Source organism: Alteromonas sp. MTD1, from assembly GCF_042848195.1.
Classification (GTDB): Bacteria; Pseudomonadota; Gammaproteobacteria; order Enterobacterales; family Alteromonadaceae; genus Alteromonas.
Map to the genome: position 1 here is coordinate 207,421 of NZ_BTGG01000005.1, position 21,793 is coordinate 229,213.

The following is a 21,793-nucleotide window of genomic DNA, read 5'->3' on the forward strand; positions in this document are numbered from 1 at the left end:
AAATGCGTATATCCACAAATCAGATTTATGATCAAAATATCCGCTCAATTATGGAAAATCAGGGCGAATTGTCCAAAACGCAGCAGCAGCTGGCTACTGGCAAACGCATTCTCACTCCAAGCGACGATCCAGTTGGTGCGGCAAAGGTACTAAGGCTTACCGAAGAAATTGATGAGTTAACGCAGTTTCAAAGAAACAATGATTTAGTTCAAGGTTCACTGGGGCAGCAAGAAGCTGTTTTAACCAATGTGACAGACTCAATTAACCGTGCCAGAACGCTTGTTGTACAAGCGGGTAATGGCATTGTTGCTGGTCCTGATAGACGCGCAATTGGCGCTGAACTAGAGCAGATAAAACTTGAAGTGTTGGATTTGATGAATACGCAAGATGCTGATGGCAACTTTTTATATTCAGGTTTCCAATCTGGTAATCAGGCCTTTGAATTTAATCCCGCATCACCTGGCAATGCTATTACTTTTGTAGGTGATCCAGGTGTGAGTTTTGTACAGCTATCTAACAGTTCTAAGGTTCAGGCAACCAGTAATGGTTATGAAGTGTTCGAAAATGTGCTTTCTCGATTTAAGTTTTCTGTAAACGGTGCCACTGGCGCTACGCTAGAAAGTTCTTCCGTTAAACAGCAGGGCGCATTTGACACTTTTTTTAACCAGAATTATGACCCTGTAACGGCAGCCAACAACGATTATCGCATTGATTTTCTCGCGGGTAATCAGGCTCAGTTAGTCAACCAGGGAACAGGTGCAATTATTGATACGGTAGCGTTCGCATCTGGAGAGCCCTTTACCATTAAGGGAATGGAGTTTGAAGCCGTGGCAGTAGCAGGCGATAGCATAAGCCTGTCGTTAAACGCGCCAGAAAAAAAGAGCATGGCGCAGACACTACATGAAGTGCAAGAGTTATTGTCTAACCCTCTTACTACCGACCGCCAGCTTCAAGAATCTATCGCCGATGCATTAGTGGGGCTTGATAATGGCTTAGAAAAACTTTCACTGGAACGTGCGTCTATCGGTAGCAGAATAAACATTGCTGAAAGTACCTATGAAAGTAACCTTGATATGGAGATTGCGGCTAAGGCTTCGCGTTCATCTATTCAAGATGTGGACTACGCAGAAGCTTCTACGGAATTTGCCAAACAGGAAACGGCGCTCAATGCTGCGCTGGCTACCTTTCCAAAGGTGTCTAATTTATCGTTGTTCAACTTTATTTAAAGTCTTATTTTTTTGCGTTGAATAAGGCCATAAATATCGTCGAATTTAGTAACGTAAACACGTGCTTGCTGATCGATATGCGATGAGTAATACGACATGTAGAGCGTGCTGTTGCTTTTGTCTAATACCATACCGGGGTAGCTGGTATCTAAACTACTTGGTAAAATTGCAAGCTCGCTCAGCTTTTTCGTTTCACGATTAAAGTGCCACAGCCTCGTGGTAAATTGCCTTTTGTCCCAATCTATATGTCGTCCTGAAACTAAAAAATGCCCATCATTGAGTAGCACTGCCGCTGGACCGCCGATATATATCCCTAAGTCATACCACTTCCACTGTGTATAAGGCGGTTTTGACGTGCCAAATTGCGCACTAAATGTGTCAGCGTCACGTCGCAAGAAAACGTATGCATTGCCTTGATGGTCAAATACAAATGCACTTTCATTAGGATAACCCTTACCTGTTTTTTCAAGCCCAAACACGTTTCGTTTATGCAATAACATGCGGCGCATTGGGTTTCCACTAAACAGTGAAATACTTTCAGACGGGCGATGATACCCAAAACCATACGCTTTGCCTTCTAAGCAAGCATAGTTCCAAAGCCAGTGTCCAACTACACCTAGTTTGATCTGTGAAGACCATGAAAAACCATCTGAGGATAAAAAGCTCAGTGCGTTGTAAGATTTTTTATCATCGTTGTGCTTCGTTTTGGCATAGCACGACATAATCAAATTGCTGTTAAAGAAAGTCAGTTTTGGGTCGCGTAAATCAGTGTTAGGTAGTGAAATACGCTCGGTTCGTGTAACTCGAAATGTCTGCTTATCTATCGTGAGAATAACTATTTTTCCATCCCAGCTTACGTGGTTTGTGGCCTCTCTGTAGCAACAAAATAGTGTACGACCCGTTTTATCAAAAGGGTTTTCATGTAGGTCGGTAAAAGCAGAATGCATTGCAGGAGCGGATACGCGATAAATATCAATGTCTGAAAAAATGTTGCTCATAATGACTCCGCGTTAGTCCTTAATTTTCTTAACTATTACCTTTATGAACCAGCAATTTCTTTCCGGTCATGGGCAAAAATCGTATTTTTTTCTAAAGGGATTCTAGTTCTCGTCGATAAAGTTTCTGAGAGAGCCAGTTCATCAATTACCCCTCAGGTGTTGATGACTACGAAAACAAAACTGTCGGATTACCCGACTGCCAGCACCAGCTGGACTGAGAGTGTAGGAGAGACTTTATGTCTATGTTCGTCAATACCAATGTATCCTCATTGAATGCCCAGCGTCAGCTTTTTGATGTGAGCACATCTTTGAGTACGTCTTTCGAGCGTTTATCTTCAGGTTTCCGTATTAATAGTGCATCAGACGATGCTGCGGGTCTGCAAATAACCGACCGTATGACTTCACAAGTTCAAGGTTTGAATCAGGCTGTACGTAATGCCAACGATGCGATCTCACTATCGCAAACGGCTGAAGGTGCACTGCAGGAAACCACAACTGCACTACAGCGTATACGTACGCTAGCTGTGCAATCACAAAACGGTATCAATAGCTCTGCTGACCGTGTAGCACTTCAAAAAGAAGTATCTGCGTTACGTACTGAAATTTCAAGAATTTCAACCACGACCCAGTTCGCTGGTGTAAATGTACTTTCAGGCGATTTCTCAGCTAAATTCCTTGTTGGTGCTAACGCAGGTCAAACTATTTCTGTTAACTTATCATCGCAAGCATTAACGCGCGCTGGGGTTAACGGTTTTAGTGCAACAGGCCTAGGTATTACTACCGCTGACGTGCTTACTGGCACTAATGCATCAAGCATGCTTGCTGCTGTAGACAGTGCTATCTCAGCGGTTGGTGGCTTGCGTGCAGACCTTGGTGCGCTTCAAAACCGTTTCCAGTCAACAATTCGTAACTTGAGCAACATATCAGAAAATGTATCTGCTGCACGTTCACAAATCAAAGATACGGATTTTGCCACAGAAACAGCAAACTTGACGCGTAACCAGATTATCCAGCAGGCGAGTACAACAGTGTTGTCGCAGGCGAATCAGCGTCCACAGGCAGCATTGCAGCTATTGGGTTAATAATAGCAGCGAGAATGGAGCCAGGAGGTAGTGCTCTAGCTTGATTCAAAAATAAAAAAGCCGATATACCTATGTATGTCGGCTTTTTTTATGCTTTTTCAAACCTAAAGCATTGTTTTTATTGTAATTGTGATGGTTTAAGAAAAAAAACAAAAAAAACCTAAAGTAAAAAGTAGAAGTTGACGATAAATATAATACAGGAGAGGTAAAGCGTGTATTTACTCTCTAGCGCTAAAAATAATAATAATAAAAATGCTTTTAAAGCCTGTTTGCTGAATTTGATTGTTGTTTGAGTTTGGTATTTAGTTAGGAAAAACAGAGCTTTAAATAATTAAAATGTTTTTTAATAAATTTCTAAAGTAAAAACGTTTTAATGTCGATATAAAGATAGGTTTGCTGAAGTTGGATGGAGCTGCTGACAGGCGAGAATGAAGCCAGGAGGTAGTGAGAGGTTGAGGTTCTGGAACAACAATCTCACCGGCCAGCAAAGAGAAGTAACTTCTCTATTTAGCAAGTTTTATCGGTAGTGTGCCGATAAAACGTCAGTATAACACTGACACTCAGGTAAAGCATAGGCTATGCCAATATTCTAAAACATCTGCGCAGACAACAAAAATAATAGCGCTACACTTAAAACTGTTAGGAGAGACCCATGAGTCTATTTGTTAATACTAATGTGTCATCATTGAATGCACAGCGTCAATTATTCACTACTGGTAACAACCTAAGCACTGCTTTCGAACGTCTGTCTTCAGGCTTCAGAATTAACAGCGCTGCAGACGATGCTGCCGGTCTTCAAATTACCGACCGTATGACATCTCAGGTTCAAGGGTTGAACCAAGCTGTTCGTAACGCAAACGATGGTATTTCTCTTGCGCAAACTGCAGAAGGTGCAATGCAAGAGACTACCACAGCGCTTCAGCGTATCCGTACATTAGCTATCCAGTCGCAAAACGGTATCAACAGCTCGGCTGACCGAGTAGCACTTCAAAAAGAAGTGTCTGCGCTACGCACAGAGATTTCAAGAATTTCAACTACGACACAGTTTGCTGGTGTTGATGTACTTACGGGTGATTTCTCGGCGAAATTCCTTGTTGGTGCTAATGCGGGCCAAACCATTTCGGTTAACTTGTCATCTTCTGCACTAGCTCGTGCAGGTGTAAACGGGTTCAGTGCTACCGGCCTAGGTATTACATCAAGTGATGTGTTAACAGAACAAAATGCATCGAGCTTACTTACTGCAGTTGATTCAGCGATTTCTGCAATAGGTAGTCTACGAGCAGACCTTGGTGCGCTTCAGAACCGCTTCCAGTCTACAATTCGTAACTTGAGCAACATCTCTGAAAATGTGTCAGCGGCAAGATCGCGTATTAAAGATGCAGACTTTGCCACTGAAACGGCAGAATTAAGCCGTAACCAGATTCTGCAGCAGGCGAGTACAACCATTCTTGCTCAGGCTAATCAGCGCCCACAGGCAGCATTATCTCTACTAGGTTAATTTAGAAAAGTTAATTGGTGATTATTAGGGAAGGAGTTGAGAGGCCATCCCCTGAGAAAAGGAAAGCGGCCATTAGGCCGCCCCTTTAAGAAATCGCCGACTAACAGGACTGAGAGTGTAGAAGTGTTGGTTGAGAGGCCAGTTTTTCCTACTTAAACCCTGCCAGCCGACAGAAACTGAATTTGCTCAATCTCCTAACGTGAGCAAATTGGCCGAGGATAAAATGTCTCGGCCTTTTTTTATTCTTACCGAAACGCCCCGCCAATTTCAAATACAAACTGAGCAACTTTTGTATTCTCTGATACTAAAGCATATAGAATGCCAACTTTTCTGAATTGGTGATTTGTCTTCCTTTACCTAGGTAGGTACTTTCACTTTTATCTGCGTACCCTTGTTCGAGTAGTTGCCTTTTTTTCGCGACTAGCCATTAGAGTAGGATACTAAGGTGTTGGAGCTACTTGGTAGCCAAAGCACCATTCAACGACTATTCCTCCAGCCCAGGCTTTTGGCTTACGTTTTCTTCTATTTTTTCAGTTTTGATTATTCGAGAACGGTATTTTTACTATTTATTGAAAATAAAAATTGTTTATAAAACAGTGTTTTATTTTGTTTGTTTAAGTTTTTAAAAAAATAATTCAAAAAAAAGCTAAAGAACCTAAAGGCTTTGCCGATACCTATTGTTGAGGGGTAATTTAATTTACTTTTACGAGAGGAGTTAGCCGGGAGTAGTGACCCAGCTAATTTGAACTGGAAGGGTTTGATGATACCACAAAGGCCATCGAATCCCTAGGAGGTAATCTAATGTCTTTATTTGTAAACACCAATGTGTCTTCATTAAACGCTCAGCGTCAGCTTTTTGACGTGAACGATCGTTTGAACACATCATTTGAAAGACTATCATCGGGATTCCGTATTAACAGCGCAGCAGATGATGCCGCTGGTCTTCAAATCTCAGATCGTCTTACATCACAGGTTCAGGGGTTGAACCAAGCCGTACGAAATGCAAACGACGCAATATCTCTGTCACAAACAGCAGAAGGTGCACTTGCAGAGGTAACTACAAGCTTACAGCGTATTCGTCAGCTTGCTGTTCAGTCACAAAACGGTATTAACTCGTCTGCAGATAGAAATGCGCTGCAAAAAGAAGTATCAGCACTACGCACAGAGATTTCACGTATCGCTACTACAACGCAGTTTGGTAACGTGAATATTCTAGACGGTAGCTTCTCAGCGAGTTTCCTAGTTGGTGCTAACGCTGGTCAAACTATCTCAGTAAATCTGTCTTCGGGTAACTTGGGTTCTATCAGCGGCTTCAGCGCAACAGGCTTGAACATCACGTCGAATAACGTGTCTACAGCGACGGGCGCATCAGCATTGCTAGCAGATGTTGATGCTGCAATTTCTGGGATTGGTGGTGTTCGTGCAGACCTTGGTGCACTTCAAAACCGTTTCCAATCGACTATTCGTAACTTAAGCAACATCAGTGAAAACCTATCTGCTGCTCGCTCTCAGATTCGTGACACCGATTTTGCGACAGAAACTGCAGAGCTTACAAGAAACCAGATTATCCAGCAGGCATCTGTTTCTGTACTAAGCCAGGCTAATCAGCGTCCTCAAACAGCGCTATCATTGCTTGGATAAGCTATACTAAATTGGTAACCTTAGTTGAGATGTGACGGGTGCTTGCTGTTTTTAGCAGGGACCCGTTTTGTCGTTTCGGTAAGGAGGTATTAAGTGGAAATTCAAAATACCCAAATTGGCCAAACAATTGCATCAGTTCCTTCGAGTGCTGCGCAGGTGGCACCGTTTAAGCAGGACACGTTGCCTGTTGCTGACACAGATCCGCGCAGCAATCAGCAAAATGAGCAAGGTGAAAGCCGCAATACATCCGCACAACCGGCTGATATTTCATCATCTGTTGTGGGGCAAAATTTATCTCAAGCTTCTAGTCGGCAAGCCGATAACACTAGCAGTGAGAGAGATCGCGTACAGCTTGAGGAAGCTGTCGCAAACGTTGAATCATTCCTTAAAGTTCAGAATCGAGATTTAGCGTTCACTATCGACGAAGACACCAATCGTTCGGTGGTAACGGTAAAAGATTCACAATCTGGTGACGTCATAAGGCAAATACCTTCAGAAGAAGTTTTAAAGCTGGCTGACAGGATCCAAGAATTGCAACAGGATGTTGGGAACAGTGTAGGAGTATTTATCAACAATCAGGTTTAATTGAGGTGATGTATGACAATTCAGTCTCTAGGTGTAGGTTCAGGCTTAGCGCTTGACGATCTGGTACAACAGCTTTTAACTGCGGAAAGGCAGCCTAAAGAGGCGCGTCTTAACGCTAAAGAAGAGCGAATAGAGGCTGAAATTTCAGGCCTTGGTCAAATTAAATCTAAATTGTCTGATTTTAAAGATGCCGTGGACGAGCTTCGAAGCGATAACGGCATCAACGGTCGTGAACCAACCATTACAAACCCTTCTGAAGACAACGACGTGTTGTCAGCCGAGGCGTCAAACTCTGCGCTTAGAGGCACATATGAAATTGAAGTGGAGCAACTGGCGTCAGGAAGTCGCATAACAACTGATGACGGCGCATTCACTTCAAGCTCAGATTCAGTGTTGTCATCTGGTACCGGGTCACTTACTTTCGACGTAGGCGGAAGTGATAGTTTTACCATCAATGTATCTGCAGGTATGACGCTTACACAGCTTCGCGAAGCGATAAATAATGCCGATGATAATTTCGGCGTTACCGCTAATATCATCGATACAGGCACCAGTGCTGGACCTAGGCTTGTGTTTTCTTCAAGTGAAACGGGCGATGGCAACGATTTAGTCATTACCAACGACACTGGCACTGCTGAACTCGACCGTTTGTCTACTACTGGTGGGGCTGGAAGCATTAGCGCAGCGAACATAGAAAGTGCAAGAAATGCGATTGCATATATCGACGGCATTGAAGTGCAGAGCAGTACTAATGAATTCGAAAACACCATTCAAAACGTTTCTTTTGAAGTTAATGAGGTTTCTCCAAAAGATGCTGCAGGTGATTTTCTTGCTACCAAATTAAACATTGGCTTTGACAAAGATGGTCTTGATAAGAAAATTCGCGACTTTGTGGATAACTACAACTCACTGATAGACGAAATTCAAACGCTCACTCGATACGGTGAGTCGGAGCTTGAAGAGGATGGGGCGCTAGCGGGAGATTCTCTGCTACGTGGTATTCAAAGTGGGTTGGCCTCAATTATTGGCGACAATGTGAGTTCTTCGGCACTAGGTGGTTTGTTTCAAGTTGGTATTGAGTTTAACGATGAAGGCAAACTTGAAATAGGCACGACAGACTTTGGCCTAGGCTCTGGTGAAGACCGTCTTGAAGATGCATTGGAAGATAATTTTGATGAAATTGCCAAGCTGTTCACTGATGACAATGAAGGTATTGCAACACGTCTGTACGAGTTTTCTAAAGAATACACTTCATTTAGCGGGCTTATTAGTTTGCGAGAGCGTGCGGCAAAAGATAATCGCGATGAGTTGTTTGACGAACGTGAAACTCTCGAGCTACGTATGTTGAATTACGAAGAAATTCTTCGAGATAAATATTTAAACCTCGACCAAACCGTCGCCCAGTTAAATCAAACTGGTTCCGCGCTACTGGCGTCGTTGTAAGCTGTAAAGAATTGTTGGAGTTTTTATGTCACTTAAAGGTATTAACGCGTATCGCAAAGGCAACCTAAAACAAGATGTTGCAAATGCAGACCCGCATAAACTGACTTTGATGCTGCTTCAGGGAGCGCTTGATAGGGTAGCCTATGCGAAAGGGGCAATGGAAAGAAAAGATCTAGTGTCGAAGGCTGATTTTATTTCAAAAGCAAGCGCCATTATTATGCATTTACGTGACACACTTGATTTAGAAGCTGGTGGCGAAGTCGCTGACAATATGTTTGCACTCTATAACTATATGGTTGATCGACTAAACGAAGCGCACATCAATAACGACTTGAATATGTTGGAAGAAGTGTCTAGCCTGTTAACACCAATTCGTGATGCTTGGGTTCAAATTCCTGAAGAGGCAAAGCAGGAAGCTTATGAGGCTCAGCGTCAAAAACGACAAGCTGTTTGAAAAATACAATATTAGATCACCAATCTACACCTCTTTTTCTGCAAGCAGTTAATGCTGAGCTAGCTGCTTGCCTATCATCTGACGCTGAAGAATTCTCCACCGAACGTTTTAGGCACCTTATTCAGGTTCGTCATAAAGTCGTCACGCGTGCTTTACAGAGAATGGAAGGTTCTAATAAGTCTGCTTTTGCATCTAAAGAACTTGAAATAAATCAGAAGCTTGAAGAGCTGGCGCAAGGTTTGCTTGAAAATGCAAAAAAAGAAGCGGTTAAATTTTCAAGAGGCCGCGCAGCCGTGAAGAAATATAAATAACTATGCTACAGCAGATACAGTTTCATGTTCATGAAGATGAACAGATCCAACAGCAAATTGAAAAGACTATGGCGTTACAGATTAGAGAAAACTATCGCCATAGTATTGGTGCGATAGAACGCTATATCCCTCCACTTGCCGAACTTGCAAAAAAAACAGACTCTGCTGTATCTACTTTGCTGTGCAACAAGTACTCCGAACTTAATATTGTTAACTACAACAGTGGACAGGTGCTTTATGGTATGCATCCAAAAGCTGAAGTGCTAACTCATTTTTGCGAGTACATGTCAAAGGCGCCGAAAATCGAAATTCAATCCAGCGATGTAAATTCCTCTGAGGCTTTGGTGTGTTTCGGCTTGGGTCTTGGATACCACTTAGAACATATTGTAAATGAGGGACTGTATAAACATGTTGTAGTATATGAGCCTAATGTGGATTACTTCATTTGTGCTTTATCATCACTAAGCTGGAAAAGCCTTTTACAAAAAGCGAAGGACAAAGGCATTGTTCTGTATATGCAGATTGGTGCCGACGGTACCAGCTTCTCAAAGGATATGCAGGAGTTGGTGTCTCACATAAAAATAGATACCTTACTTTTCTATAAGCACCTGCATACGCCTGTGTTTAGTGAAATTGAGCAAAAAGTACATACTGCAACTTGGGCTGAACTATACAATTGGTTCGTATCATCGAATAAGCTGTCTTTGAGTGAGAGCTTTTTGCCATTGTGGGCTCCCTTGAAAAATGATGAACAACATTCTGTTGCATTTCTTAATGAAGAGCGCAAAGCAGCAAATTTATCAACACTGGAGAAGTACTTTCCCGACGTTTACAAAGAATTCAAAGATTACACGCCTGAGCGGTGGGCTCCTATCGCCAATGCTTCAGGAGAGGTATTTCTTTTTCATAAATCCACCAATGCTTTATTTTCCGGAGAGTCCGTTCGAGACGCAAGAACCAGCTATGAGCGTTTCGCTTCAAAACCCCACAAAGACGGCTTATTGCTAAGTTATAAGGGAAAGAAGCTTAAAGGCTATCTTCATTATCAATTAGTTGAAGAGTGTGAGCGCCTATTTGATGGGTTAAAAGAAGCTCAGAGTGAATTGCCCGAAAAAGTTAAGTCATTGATTCAATTTGGTATTGGCAGTGGTTACAGCTTAGAGTCCTTAGTGGAAAATCATGACATTGGTATGCTTTTCGTTTGTGAGCCAAACCGTGATTTCTTTTACGCGTCGTTATATGCAATCGATTGGAGCCAGATAATTTCTTCATTCGATAGAGGCCAAAAGCGCTTATACCTCAACATTGGTGATGACGGAACTAATCTTACCAGAGACTTATTAGTACAATTCCAGTCAGTAGGTCCTTACATACTCGCTAATACCTTCTTTTACCAAAGTTATGTAAATGAAAAGTTGACCGACGCAGTTGCTCAATTGCGAGAACAATTATTGGTAATTGTCGCAATGGGTGATTATTTCGACAATGCAAAATACGGGTTAGCACATACAAAATGGGCGTTAGAGAATAATATCCCTTTCTTGAAAAAAAATACCAAAGACTTACTGCCTATAGATGTTCTTGATGTACCTGTATTTATAGTGGGTAATGGACCTTCATTAGATAACCTGATGAATATCCTGAAAGAAGAAAGTGATAAGGCCATTGTGATTTCCTGTGGTACGGCGCTTCAAGCTCTTCACAGAAACGGAATATGCCCAGATTTCCACGCGGAAATTGAAACTAACCGTTCAACTTTCGATTGGCTCAAAAGGATAGATGATGAAGCGTTTCTAAAGCGGATCACTCTTTTGAGTTGCAATGGGGTTCACCCTGATGCTGCTACATTGTTTGGTGAGACATTACTAGCGTTTAAGCAAGGCGAGGCCTCTACTGTAGCATTCACTGAACTTGATAAAGAGCATGGGTTTGCAACTTTAGATTTTTCCTACCCAACTGTAACTAATTTTGCATCTGATTTAGTGACTACAATCGGTTTCACTCAGGTCTACTTGTTTGGCACAGATATGGGGTTTGTTAGCGACTCTTATCATCATTCGAAATCATCAGGGTACTATGATGGGAAAGGTAATGAGTTATATGATTATTCTGCTAATCATGCAATGTCGCTCACTATTCAAGGAAACTTTAAACCATGGGTAAAAACTAAGTATGAATTTAAAGTCTCTAAGAGTGTTTTAGAGCAAGTATTTACCTCAAGAGATAGTGAAGTTTACAATTTAAATGATGGAGCAAGGATATTTGGAGCAAAACCTCTTCGTGCGGAAAATATTTTGGTTGTTTCAACACAGGAAACCAAAAAGCGTGCAAAGTCTTTGCTCTCTGAAACTGCATTTACATACGAAAAAAACCAATGGTTCGTAGAAGAGTTTGCGTCCTACTACAGCAGTGAAAGGTTAATTGAAGAGCTTACTGCTTTATGCGACGTAGTGAATGTAACTTTTGATAGCATATCGGATATAGACGACTTCATTGTAAAGCAGAGAGACTTTATCGTTTCTTCTTTCCATAGAAAAAAGTCCTTAGCGTTTTATTATCTTAATGGCACGTTTAATTACATAAACAGTATTTTTAGTAAGTTGCTTAATATTGCCGATGATGTGTTAGCAATAGATGCCGCAAATAGTCTTGTTCAAACTTGGAGTGCCTATGTCAGAGATATCCTCGCCATCATTTCCAATGATCAATATGGGTTAGACGCCATTTCATCGCTTTCAGGAGTACGTCGTCAAAAAGTCCTTTCGAAGTTCTTTAATGAAACAACATTTAATCTTAGCTTCGTACCTTGTAAACAAGTGACTGCAAGTCCACTAATGAATCTTTTAGCAAATTCGCAGGGTGAAACGACAAGAGATATATCAATTAATTGGCTTAGTAAAGGTGCTTCTTTTAAAAGCGAACAAGCATTTTGTAATGTATCTCTCAATGTTAATGAATTTGACGATAAACCTATTCAAGGTATTACAGTACTATCGCCAGGTAATTTTGAAAACAGTAGTGAACCGCTTCAAGCAAATGATACTTCACGTTTAGACCTAGCATTGATAGCAATGGTGTCTGGTTTAAACAACGTCATTTTCTTACAAAAGTACACTCAGCACCCCAGCCTTGATATTGAGTTTTTAAAACAGTTCGAAAAAATAGGAAAAGGCAGATTCTCCTATGGGGGCCCAGACTTTATTGTTGTAAGTGATGTGCCAATTAGTGAAAAAGACCTCATATTGCCCAGCGGCGATCGCCTAATCTTAATGCCCCGCATAAAAGCGATAGACTTGCGCAGAGAGTATATTGATGAGGCCGAGTATGCGCAACGTATGTCTGCGAAACTCAAGCAAGTTGGCGTCTCTAAGGGAGAGTGAAAAAATGCCCTTAGTTACGGCGCTCATGACAACTTACAATGCCTCTAGATGGGTGGAAGATACGATTACGTCTATTCTGGAGCAAACCTTTGACGACTTTGAATTTCTCATAATTGATGATGCCTCTACTGACGACACCGTTGAGACTATTCGGCGTTTTTCTGATAGCCGGATAAAGCTAATTGCAAATAGCCGTAATAGAGGGGTAGGGCATTGCTTAAACCAAGCCCTTTCGTTTGTAAAAACACCTTACGTTGCCAAAGTTGACGCTGATGACATAAGCGTTCCTACACGATTCGAAGAACAATTACGTTTCTTAGTCGAAAACGAATTTGATATTGTAAAGAGCTACCTTTCGTATTTTGCAGACGATGCGAAGGTTCAGGTCTCGGAACGCTTCAATCAATTCAAAAACAAGAAAGAAGTATTGTTGAACGATATTAGACATCCTCACGATATTGAAGCAACGCTTCTTGATTGGCCTTGCTTTCCACATACCACTTATTTTGGAAAAGCCGATTTAATTAAAAAAGTTGGTTACCCGAGCCTGAGAATGTTCGAAGACTATGTGCTTTTTCTTAGACTGCTCAAAGGTGGGTATAAGTTTGGTTGTGTTGAAAAAGTGCTTGTTAATATGAGAGTGAGCAATTCTTCGATAACTGCCTCCTTAAGTGAGAATGCTTTAGGAGAAGGCTTATCCTGTGTGGTTGATGAAAAATGGAACAGGCTTTCACTTGGTCTTCAAGGTAAATCTCTATTCGTATTTGGGACGGGGCAAATGGCAAAAGCATTTGCACGCATAATGATAGGTAGAGGGGTTAATGTGTCAGGGTTTGTAGAAAGCTCTCCAATTGCTGAGACAGTAAATGTGGGAAATGATGCTTTCCCAATATTGACCTTAAAATTGTTTCTGGCCAAGACCAATGCTTTTCTAGTGATCGCCGCGCAGCCGGTTAGAGAGGAGATCTCGACGCTGCTCAGGGAGAGAAATTTAAGCAATAGCCATGACTTTTTTGTTCTTGCATAGTATCTGTAAAAACGTGGAATAAAATGAAAATATCCATAATAACGGCAACTTACAATTGTGCTCATTTAATAGAAGAATGTCTTCGCAGCGTTGCTGAGCAAACAGCAATAGATAAAATTGAACATATAATTGTTGATGGTGGTTCTACTGACAAAACATTGTCCACGATTTCTCAATACCCCCATGTCGCCAAAGTTTATTCGGCACCAGACAGAGGTATTTACCACGCATTTAATCGTGGCGTTGAATTAGCATCAGGTGACATAATTTATTTTCTCGGCGCAGATGACTCACTGTATGAAAAGAGCTGTATTGAAACTGTTGTAGATGCTTTCGAATGTGAAGAGATTGATTATCTGATAACAAAAGTAAGGTGTTTTGATGAGGTGTCAGGAGAGGTATGGCATGTCAACACACAGATGTCAGATGAGGCAAATATTTGCCATCAAGGATTTTTCTGCCGATCCTCGTTATTTGAAAAGATAGGCCCTTTTAGCGAATGCTTTCAGTTATGTGCTGACAGTTTCTTTATGAAAAGTGTAATTGCACGGTTTAGTGGTATTCATATCAACACGACTTCCGCTAATTTTCGTCAAGGAGGCGCAAGTTCCAGCAGTGCCAGTCGGTTATTACTAAAAAGAGAAGCTAATGCTGTTGCTCAATTACTTGGAGAAACGACACCGAGTAATCAAGTGCAGTTAGATAAAAATGTTATCGATTTAAAGTTACTTCTCGATAAGGTTTTGAGTAAAAAAGAGCCCCTAGCCATTTATAGTGGTATGAAGATTGGTGTATTTGGTACTAGGCAGCTTTCCATAACAATTGCTAATGCGCTCAGTCAACAAGGTGCCATTATTGCCTGTTTCCTGCAAACCACACAAGTAAGTGTAAATGAAATAACTGGCGTTCCAGTAAAGTCTATAGAGGAAGCTCATGAATTAGGGCTTTCGCTCGTGATAAATGGCATTGAAGGCGAGCACGAGAGTACTATAAGCAAAGTGCTGAGAGAAAAACTTGAAGGAATGAAAGTGATAAGTTGGAGAGATATGTAATGCCTGAAAAAAAGAAAGCGTTAATAACAGGTATCACCGGCCAAGATGGTTCCTATTTGGCCGAGCTCCTATTAGAAAAGGGATATGAAGTTCATGGAATTAAGCGAAGAGCTTCATCATTTAATACCCAACGTGTTGACCATATCTATCAAGATCCTTTCGAATCGAATAGAAACTTTATTCTGCATTATGGCGACTTAACCGATAGCTCAAATATCATTAAGTTGGTGCAAATGATCCAACCAGATGAAATTTATAATTTAGGAGCGCAAAGCCATGTTGCTGTGAGTTTTGATTCACCTGAATATACTGCCGATGTCGATGCAATAGGCACCTTGAGGCTACTCGAGGCTATTAAGTTATTAGGCTTGAAAGATAAAACAAAATTTTATCAGGCCTCTACTTCAGAGCTTTATGGCAAAGTTGTTGAAACACCGCAAAGAGAAACTACACCGTTCCACCCGCGCTCTCCTTACGCCGTCGCCAAACTGTATGCGTATTGGATAACGGTCAACTATAGAGAAGCATATGGTCTATATGCGTGTAATGGAATTTTATTTAACCATGAATCGCCTCGCCGCGGTGAAACCTTTGTAACGAGAAAAATTACGCGTGGACTAGCCAACATTTCTCAGGGCCTAGAGAGTTGTTTACATTTAGGAAATTTAGATGCGCTCAGAGATTGGGGGCACGCCAAAGATTACGTTTACATGCAGTGGCTGATGTTGCAACAAGAAAAACCTGAAGATTTTGTTGTAGCAACTGGGGAGCAATACTCAGTTCGACAATTTGTTGAATGGTCGGCAAAGGCATTGGGCGTTGATCTTAGGTTTTCTGGTTCAGGTGTTCACGAAATTGCTACGGTAGTTTCTGTCGACAAAGCACTGTCTCCAGCACTGAATGTAGGAGATGTGATAGTCAGGGTAGATAAAAAGTACTTTAGGCCCGCCGAAGTTGATTCCTTGCTAGGTGATCCTTCCAAGGCAAAAGAAACCTTAAACTGGGAGCCTACAATCTCAGCGAAAGAAATGTGTGAAGAAATGGTAGCATCAGATGCCGAAGAGGCGCGTAGGTTAGCATTTTTAAAAGCGAACGGGTTTGAACTCCCTATCAGTGGGGAAGGTTGATAATGTCGGCTAAACGAATTTATGTAGCGGGCCACAGGGGAATGGTGGGGCGCGCCCTAGTCAGCGAGCTATCTAAAAATAGCAATATTGAAATAGTAACAGCCACTCGTGAACAACTTGACCTCACAGATCAACTTTCGGTAAAGCAGTTTTTCAAAAGCCATCACGTTGATGAGGTGTACTTGGCGGCTGCAAAAGTTGGGGGAATACACGCTAACAATACATTGCCAGCGAGTTTCATCTACGAGAACTTGATGATAAGTGCAAATGTGATTAAAGCGGCACATGAAAGTGATATTAATAAGCTGTTATTTTTGGGGTCAAGCTGTATTTATCCGAAATTTGCGGAGCAACCCATTGAAGAGTCATCACTTCTTTCAGGTGCTCTTGAACCAACGAATGAGCCTTATGCCATTGCCAAAATAGCAGGTATTAAGCTTTGCGAAAGCTTCAACAGGCAATATGGTAGAGATTATAGAAGCGTGATGCCTACTAATTTATATGGCCCTTATGATAATTTCGAGCTTAACGGCAGTCACGTTATTCCTGCGCTCATCAATAAGTTCGCACAGGCTAAGCAAAATAATGCTTCATCGGTAAGCATTTGGGGGAGTGGTAGGGCTAGAAGAGAGTTTTTACATGTTTCCGATTTGGCGCGAGGCTCTATCGAAATAGCAAACCTTCCAAATGCCGAATTTTGTGCCGTAATCCCACCAATGAGTTCACACATTAATATGGGTACAGGTACAGACTGCACTATTCGAGAGTTGGCTGAATTGCTTTGCGAAGTAACCCAATTTAAAGGGAAGCTTGATTTCGACACGAGTAAGCCCGAAGGAACACCAGTAAAACGGCTAGATGTTTCATTGGCACAATCCTTAATCAATTGGAAACCTAGTATTTCACTTCGCGATGGCCTATCCAGCACCTGGAGATGGTTTCAAGAAAATAGTAACAATTGTAGGGTGTAGAGAAATGGGACATACGATGACTACTACCCCTGAAAATAGGTTGACGGGCTTATCTAGCGAAGATGTTTTGATAGTCTCGTTTCCTAAAACAGGTTCTACATTTACACGCTTTGTTTTTGCGAATGTTGTTCATTTACTCAACAAAAGCTCGGAACCTGTAGATTTTTACAATCTTGGGCGAATAATGCCTGAGTGTCTAAAAGATAACCTTGTCGAATTTTGCTGGAAAGGTGCCCCCTTACCGCGACTAGTGAAAACTCATCAACTTGCTGAAGACAATCCGCTATACGCTCATCCCAAAGTACTTTATATTTTAAGAGATCCTAGAGATACAATGATTTCGTTCTACTACTATGCGAGTAAGCGAAAGAAAAGCAGGTTTGAAGGTACGTTCGACGAGTTTTTAGAACATAGTACATTTGGTATCGATGCTTACAACAAACACATTGAGAGCTGGTATAGCAAAGCCACTTGGGTATTCGATTATGAAACGCTTATGCTTGATCCCTTATCTAGTTTTCTCAGAGTACTTGATGATTTAGGAATAAATATACAAAAGGAGCTAGTTCAGAAAGCTCTTCTATTCTCACAACCTGATAAATTGAAAGCAGTTGAAAGAGAAAATTCCAGACCAAATCACTCAGTAAATTTTGACGAAGATTTCACCTTCGTTCGCAATGCGTCCGTAGCGCAATGGAAGGACAAAATGTCACCAGAACAAGCTACACATATTTGGGACCGTAGTTCAGCAATATTGAAGGCACGTTATGACCGCAATTGATATTCCCCAACTGATAAATCAATTCAAACGTGACGGTTTTGTTGTCTTAAAGCGACAAATTGCTCCAGCTGTCTGTCAAGAGATAGGTAACACGCTGTCTCATGCCGTAGAGATTATTTCTGCGCAGTCTTCAAGAGATATTACTAATCGATGGTACCTTACTCACCGCACTGATAGTGGCGTGCTTTACGACGTTTATCAGCGTTTTCCAGACACTAGAAAAGCAGCTGAAATGCCTGGGGTCACAGCATTCTTGCAAAACTACTTTAATAAGAGTGTTTACCTTTATGTGAACTCCTACCTTTATAAGCCAGCAGACAAAGACAATGAAGTGCCTTGGCACCAAGATTTTCTTAATCGACCTAATGAGAGCGAGAAGGTATTAGCGTGGGTTTCTCTTGATTCAGCTACACAAGAAAATGGGTGTTTACAGGTAATACCTGGTTCCCATAAGCATGGATTTAGAGAATGGTTTCATGTCGAAGGGGCAACGCACCACGACCGTATTGTGTTAGCTAAGAACGAGGAAACTAACAAAGTTTTTGTTGAGACTGAGCCTGGAGACATCGTTTTATTTAGTAATTATTTAATACATAGTTCTGCTCAAAATAGCTCTGATTTACCGCGCAGAGCATTACGGTTTGTATATAAAGCACTTGATGACGATGCGTTGCCGCGAGGCTCGATGATTATGATACATACTGAGTCAGAAGATTTTTACACTGCCGTGCCTTTACCTAGAAACTAAGGTTTGCGGTAAGATGTGTTGCTTCTTAAATCATTGAGGTATAGGTTAAACATCTCTGCCTGACGAGATTGAGAGTAAGTGTCTCGCGCGTTTTGCGATATTTGCCCTGATGTTTTTGACACACTGTTATTCAACACGTCGTACAGCGAAGCTAGTAACCCTTCTGCACTGATATCGTTTGCAAGCCTACCATTTACTCCATCCTCAATCATATCTGGCATGCCTCCAATATTAAAACCTACCACAGGAGTGCCACAACATAATGATTCAATGACAACATTGGGTAAGTTATCTTCTAAAGCTGGTAACACAAATACATCAGCTGCGCTGTAGATTAACGCAAGCTTATGTTCATCATGCACCTCTGAAAAATCATGAACTTCGGGGAGATTACTATCAAGATTTTTTCCCACACTGCATAACATGATTCGACTGTTATTCGCTTTAATGATTGCTTTTTCAAGCAAGTGAAAACCCTTTCTTTTATTATTAACACTGTCACTTACAAAAAGGACGATGTCTTTATCCTCAGGTAGTCCTAAATGTTTTCTGGCTTCTCGCTTGTCTGTATAACGATATGTTTCTGTATTGACACTATTGGCAATCCGCTTTATCGGATAGTGTTTAAACAGCGTGCTAGATGTCGCGCATTCGTGTAACCAATTCGACAATGAAATTACGGCAATAGGGATATCGCTGTTCCGTAAAATGTTTTGTTTCGAGAGCAATAACTTTTTAGCAAAGTCAGGATCACTGGTCTGCCTTAAAAAATGTGGATTACTGTCATCGGTTTTATATCCTTCAAACCCGTCACTATAGTGATACCCACCCGTAAATGGTGCCATGTCATGTAACGACCAGATAACCCGCCGAATCTTTTTAGAAGCGAAAAAAGTAGGCCAGTTCAAGAACCGAGAGGTCCAATGAAGATTTACCACGTCATACTCACTAATCTGCGGCGCATTTTCAATTCTAAAATCACTGTAAATTGAAGAGAATACATCGGTATATTTAGACGCAGCAGTGCAAATATCTTTGATATCTTGAGTCTTGTATTCGTGTTCGCCATTGACAGTTATATGGGTAACACGATTTAGGATATTTCCACCTTCTAAACCAGTGAATGATTTGTAATCGAAATGGAAAGGGATATCGTCCCTAGTCTTATTTAGCGTCAGAAGATGGCTAGTATGTCCGGCATCGATTAATGCTAGATGTAGTCTGATACACGCGTTCGCTGCTCCGCCTCTATCGTATGTATTAACGAGTAAAACTTTCATTAGCGAGCAAGCTCTTCGGGCGAATACATGCGCTTGAGTTCATTGTTGTCAGTAAGGTAATTGGTAATTTTACCGCCTTTAGTGTAATCAATGGCGCAAAAATCGGTTTCTAATGTATGCGCAAACAAGACTGAGTGGAACCGCATGCAAATGTTAAATGACGCACTCTGCATCGTATGGACAACGCTAGCTACAGAAGATAAACGTTTATTAAAGGAGATGTCTATGTCAGGCTCGTCTGCGAAATAAGTATCGATAAAGTAACGACTGAAGTCCCTATCATCATAACCTACATCAAAATTATGCATATGATCGAGTAATACCGTATTTATGCCCAGCTCCTTTACTTTTTCTTTTATTAATCGGGCTATACCGGCCTCAAATGCTTTTTTATGGACTTCAAATTCCTCTAATGTCAATTCGCGAGAGTATTCGTATGTCCACTCGCGTAAGAAGCAGGCAATAAATGGCGTGTTGGATTTTATTGACTGCTTAAGAAAATGGCGTTCTATGTAAGGTTTCGCGAAATCGCCTGAAAGAGAGGCCTTTTCAAATCCCCATGCGTTTGCAGTGGCTACGCTTTTTCTATCTCTGAGCTTAATATCAGATGATAACGCCAGTATTTGTTTTACTGCTTTTTCATACTTATCTTCATGTAGTGGGCCAAGGCCACAGCCATAAACTACGGTTTTCTTTCCATTGTCTTTGGCTACCTTAAATCCTAGCAATGGAATGTAAAGTTCGTGTAGATCCATGAGAGGGCCGCCACCCATAACAACTTCGTCGGCACTTTTCGAATATCGCAATAGATCAAGGGATTTTGTAGAAACAACCTTAGCGTTTATTCTGAGTTCTTTGCATGTTCTTTTGGTTACAAATGGATATAAGCTTCCCAAAACAAACTCAATATTGTCGCCGTGCAATTTCGTATATTCATCTGCGATTCCGCCCAATATTGCTTTGTCTCCCACGGTCTCGGTGCCATACCAGCCAAATATAAACACTTGGTAGGGTTTGCTTTTGTGTGGGGTTTTTAATGTTTTCGCTAAGTATTTAATCAGGTGAATATTGTCAATATTCAGAAGCCTGTGATGAGTTAATTCTGTGAGCTGCGTTTGTTTTTCTGCATAGGTAATGCCTGCGTGATAGTCATGAATGCAGTTTTTACAGTCGCGTTCTGCGATAGCCTCTTTTTGCGCAAAGTTGTTTTTGTACAAAACTTGCGAAGAGGTTTCTAATGCGTTGCCAATATCGTTACCTTTAGGCGCGCAGTAATTGACCTGTCCTTTAGAACCTAAAACAACACCATCGTTATGATAGGGACAACCTATCAAGCGTTCGCCGCCTTGTAGCATGTTTTGAATACTGCGATATGTTCGTTTGATCGTGGAACCAGGCTCGTATTGTCTTTTTAATTTCTCAAAAAATAATAAGAGGTTATAGGTTTCATCTTCATCGAAATTGCGTATTACCTTATCTCTATCACCGTTGTATAGACGGTTGATAAACTCGGCAACACGAAATCTACCATACATGTCGTGTTTTTTAGCATAATAGAGGAAGTCATCCACTTCCCAGACATTCTGTTTAGAAATAGTGCACCCGAACGTAGTAGGAATCCCTAACGTGGTTCGGCAAAATTCGAAAATAGCGATGGCAGACGCGAAGTTATCTTTTATTCCACGAACCCTATCATGAGCGCTCCCTACACCATCAATAGATACCATGACGGAAAAGCTCATGTTTCTGCTTTTGCAAATATCATTAATAGCGGTAATTCGATTCTTTACGTCTCTCTCTACAATCGCATTAGTTATCATGCTCACGCCTTTGAGAGAGGGTAACGTATCGATAATTGTCCTATAAATATCCGGTAAGTCTTCACGCAACGTTGGCTCGCCACCCGTTACACCGACATGCTGTAGTTCACTGTACAGCGGGTCAGACAAAATTAGGCCGAGTTCTTCAGGGGTAATATCAACGCTTTCTTCATTCTTCCATATGTTGCACATTGTGCATCTGGAATTGCAACTATCAACAATATTGAGATTTAGGGCCTTCGGTTTGCTGTCTGATCGAAGCTCATTCACCCGTTTCATTCTTCTTAATTGTGAGTAGCTATCGTAGATGTGGCGAATATCTTTTTTCTTTAACATATATCGGTAATTCGAAGGTTAGGCTATTAATGC

Annotated in this window: 18 protein-coding genes; 15 read left to right on the forward strand and 3 right to left on the reverse strand. The window is 41.4% G+C overall.

The window, feature by feature from the left end:
• The first annotated feature begins 2 nt into the window (after nucleotides 1-2).
• Nucleotides 3-1,226, forward strand: a complete 1,224-nt coding sequence (gene flgL, locus ACGHAV_RS08525) for a flagellar hook-associated protein FlgL (RefSeq protein WP_334012746.1) — start codon at nucleotides 3-5, stop codon at nucleotides 1,224-1,226.
• Here the strand turns inward: flgL and ACGHAV_RS08530 are convergent.
• Nucleotides 1,223-2,224: a hypothetical protein gene (locus ACGHAV_RS08530; RefSeq protein WP_390379082.1), complete on the reverse strand. Its 1,002-nt coding sequence runs from the start codon at nucleotides 2,222-2,224 to the stop codon at nucleotides 1,223-1,225. The genes flgL and ACGHAV_RS08530 overlap by 4 nt on opposite strands.
• Before the next feature lie 236 nt (nucleotides 2,225-2,460).
• Between ACGHAV_RS08530 and ACGHAV_RS08535 the strand changes: the two genes are divergently transcribed.
• The 14 genes from ACGHAV_RS08535 (at nucleotide 2,461) to ACGHAV_RS08600 (ending at nucleotide 18,324) form a co-directional block, all read left to right on the forward strand.
• Entirely contained in the window at nucleotides 2,461-3,306 is an 846-nt protein-coding gene (locus ACGHAV_RS08535) for a flagellin (RefSeq protein ID WP_390379084.1), read from the forward strand.
• A 652-nt stretch (nucleotides 3,307-3,958) separates the two neighbouring features.
• Nucleotides 3,959-4,804 carry a flagellin gene (locus ACGHAV_RS08540; RefSeq protein WP_390379087.1) on the forward strand — a complete coding sequence of 282 codons (846 nt, stop codon included), beginning with the start codon at nucleotides 3,959-3,961 and terminating at the stop codon, nucleotides 4,802-4,804.
• Between the two features lie 801 nt (nucleotides 4,805-5,605).
• Complete coding sequence (locus ACGHAV_RS08545; protein ID WP_390379090.1) at nucleotides 5,606-6,445, forward strand: flagellin; 840 nt, start codon at nucleotides 5,606-5,608, stop codon at nucleotides 6,443-6,445.
• Between the two features lie 93 nt (nucleotides 6,446-6,538).
• Nucleotides 6,539-7,030 (forward strand): flagellar protein FlaG, encoded by a 492-nt coding sequence (locus tag ACGHAV_RS08550; protein ID WP_390379093.1) that lies wholly within the window; start codon nucleotides 6,539-6,541, stop codon nucleotides 7,028-7,030.
• A gap of 12 nt (nucleotides 7,031-7,042) precedes the next feature.
• Nucleotides 7,043-8,473 carry a flagellar filament capping protein FliD gene (gene fliD / locus ACGHAV_RS08555; protein ID WP_390379096.1) on the forward strand — a complete coding sequence of 477 codons (1,431 nt, stop codon included), beginning with the start codon at nucleotides 7,043-7,045 and terminating at the stop codon, nucleotides 8,471-8,473.
• A 25-nt stretch (nucleotides 8,474-8,498) separates the two neighbouring features.
• Entirely contained in the window at nucleotides 8,499-8,927 is a 429-nt protein-coding gene (gene fliS, locus ACGHAV_RS08560; protein ID WP_334012756.1) for a flagellar export chaperone FliS, read from the forward strand.
• Entirely contained in the window at nucleotides 8,924-9,238 is a 315-nt protein-coding gene (locus ACGHAV_RS08565) for a hypothetical protein (RefSeq protein ID WP_390379101.1), read from the forward strand. Before fliS ends, ACGHAV_RS08565 begins: the two co-directional genes overlap by 4 nt.
• Before the next feature lie 2 nt (nucleotides 9,239-9,240).
• Nucleotides 9,241-12,618 (forward strand): 6-hydroxymethylpterin diphosphokinase MptE-like protein, encoded by a 3,378-nt coding sequence (locus ACGHAV_RS08570; RefSeq protein ID WP_390379104.1) that lies wholly within the window; start codon nucleotides 9,241-9,243, stop codon nucleotides 12,616-12,618.
• Between the two features lie 4 nt (nucleotides 12,619-12,622).
• On the forward strand, nucleotides 12,623-13,645 hold the full coding sequence (locus ACGHAV_RS08575; protein ID WP_390379107.1) for a glycosyltransferase family 2 protein: 1,023 nt from the start codon (nucleotides 12,623-12,625) through the stop codon (nucleotides 13,643-13,645).
• Between the two features lie 23 nt (nucleotides 13,646-13,668).
• Nucleotides 13,669-14,697, forward strand: coding sequence for a glycosyltransferase family 2 protein (locus tag ACGHAV_RS08580; protein ID WP_390379111.1), 1,029 nt, complete (start codon nucleotides 13,669-13,671; stop codon nucleotides 14,695-14,697).
• Nucleotides 14,697-15,824 carry a GDP-mannose 4,6-dehydratase gene (gmd, locus tag ACGHAV_RS08585; protein WP_390379114.1) on the forward strand — a complete coding sequence of 376 codons (1,128 nt, stop codon included), beginning with the start codon at nucleotides 14,697-14,699 and terminating at the stop codon, nucleotides 15,822-15,824. The genes ACGHAV_RS08580 and gmd overlap by 1 nt, the downstream gene beginning before the upstream one ends.
• 2 nt (nucleotides 15,825-15,826) lie before the next feature.
• The gene (locus ACGHAV_RS08590; protein WP_390379117.1) at nucleotides 15,827-16,795 is read left to right on the forward strand and encodes a GDP-L-fucose synthase family protein; all 969 of its coding nucleotides are present in this window, start codon (nucleotides 15,827-15,829) and stop codon (nucleotides 16,793-16,795) included.
• A gap of 16 nt (nucleotides 16,796-16,811) precedes the next feature.
• Nucleotides 16,812-17,576, forward strand: a complete 765-nt coding sequence (locus ACGHAV_RS08595) for a sulfotransferase domain-containing protein (RefSeq protein WP_390379120.1) — start codon at nucleotides 16,812-16,814, stop codon at nucleotides 17,574-17,576.
• Nucleotides 17,563-18,324: a phytanoyl-CoA dioxygenase family protein gene (locus tag ACGHAV_RS08600; RefSeq protein WP_390379123.1), complete on the forward strand. Its 762-nt coding sequence runs from the start codon at nucleotides 17,563-17,565 to the stop codon at nucleotides 18,322-18,324. Before ACGHAV_RS08595 ends, ACGHAV_RS08600 begins: the two co-directional genes overlap by 14 nt.
• On the opposite strand, the gene ACGHAV_RS08605 is transcribed toward ACGHAV_RS08600, so the two are convergent.
• Nucleotides 18,321-19,604 (reverse strand): glycosyltransferase, encoded by a 1,284-nt coding sequence (locus tag ACGHAV_RS08605; RefSeq protein WP_390379126.1) that lies wholly within the window; start codon nucleotides 19,602-19,604, stop codon nucleotides 18,321-18,323. The genes ACGHAV_RS08600 and ACGHAV_RS08605 overlap by 4 nt on opposite strands.
• Nucleotides 19,604-21,760, reverse strand: a complete 2,157-nt coding sequence (locus tag ACGHAV_RS08610) for a polysaccharide pyruvyl transferase family protein (RefSeq protein ID WP_390379129.1) — start codon at nucleotides 21,758-21,760, stop codon at nucleotides 19,604-19,606. Before ACGHAV_RS08610 ends, ACGHAV_RS08605 begins: the two co-directional genes overlap by 1 nt.
• Between the last annotated feature and the right edge of the window lie 33 nt (nucleotides 21,761-21,793).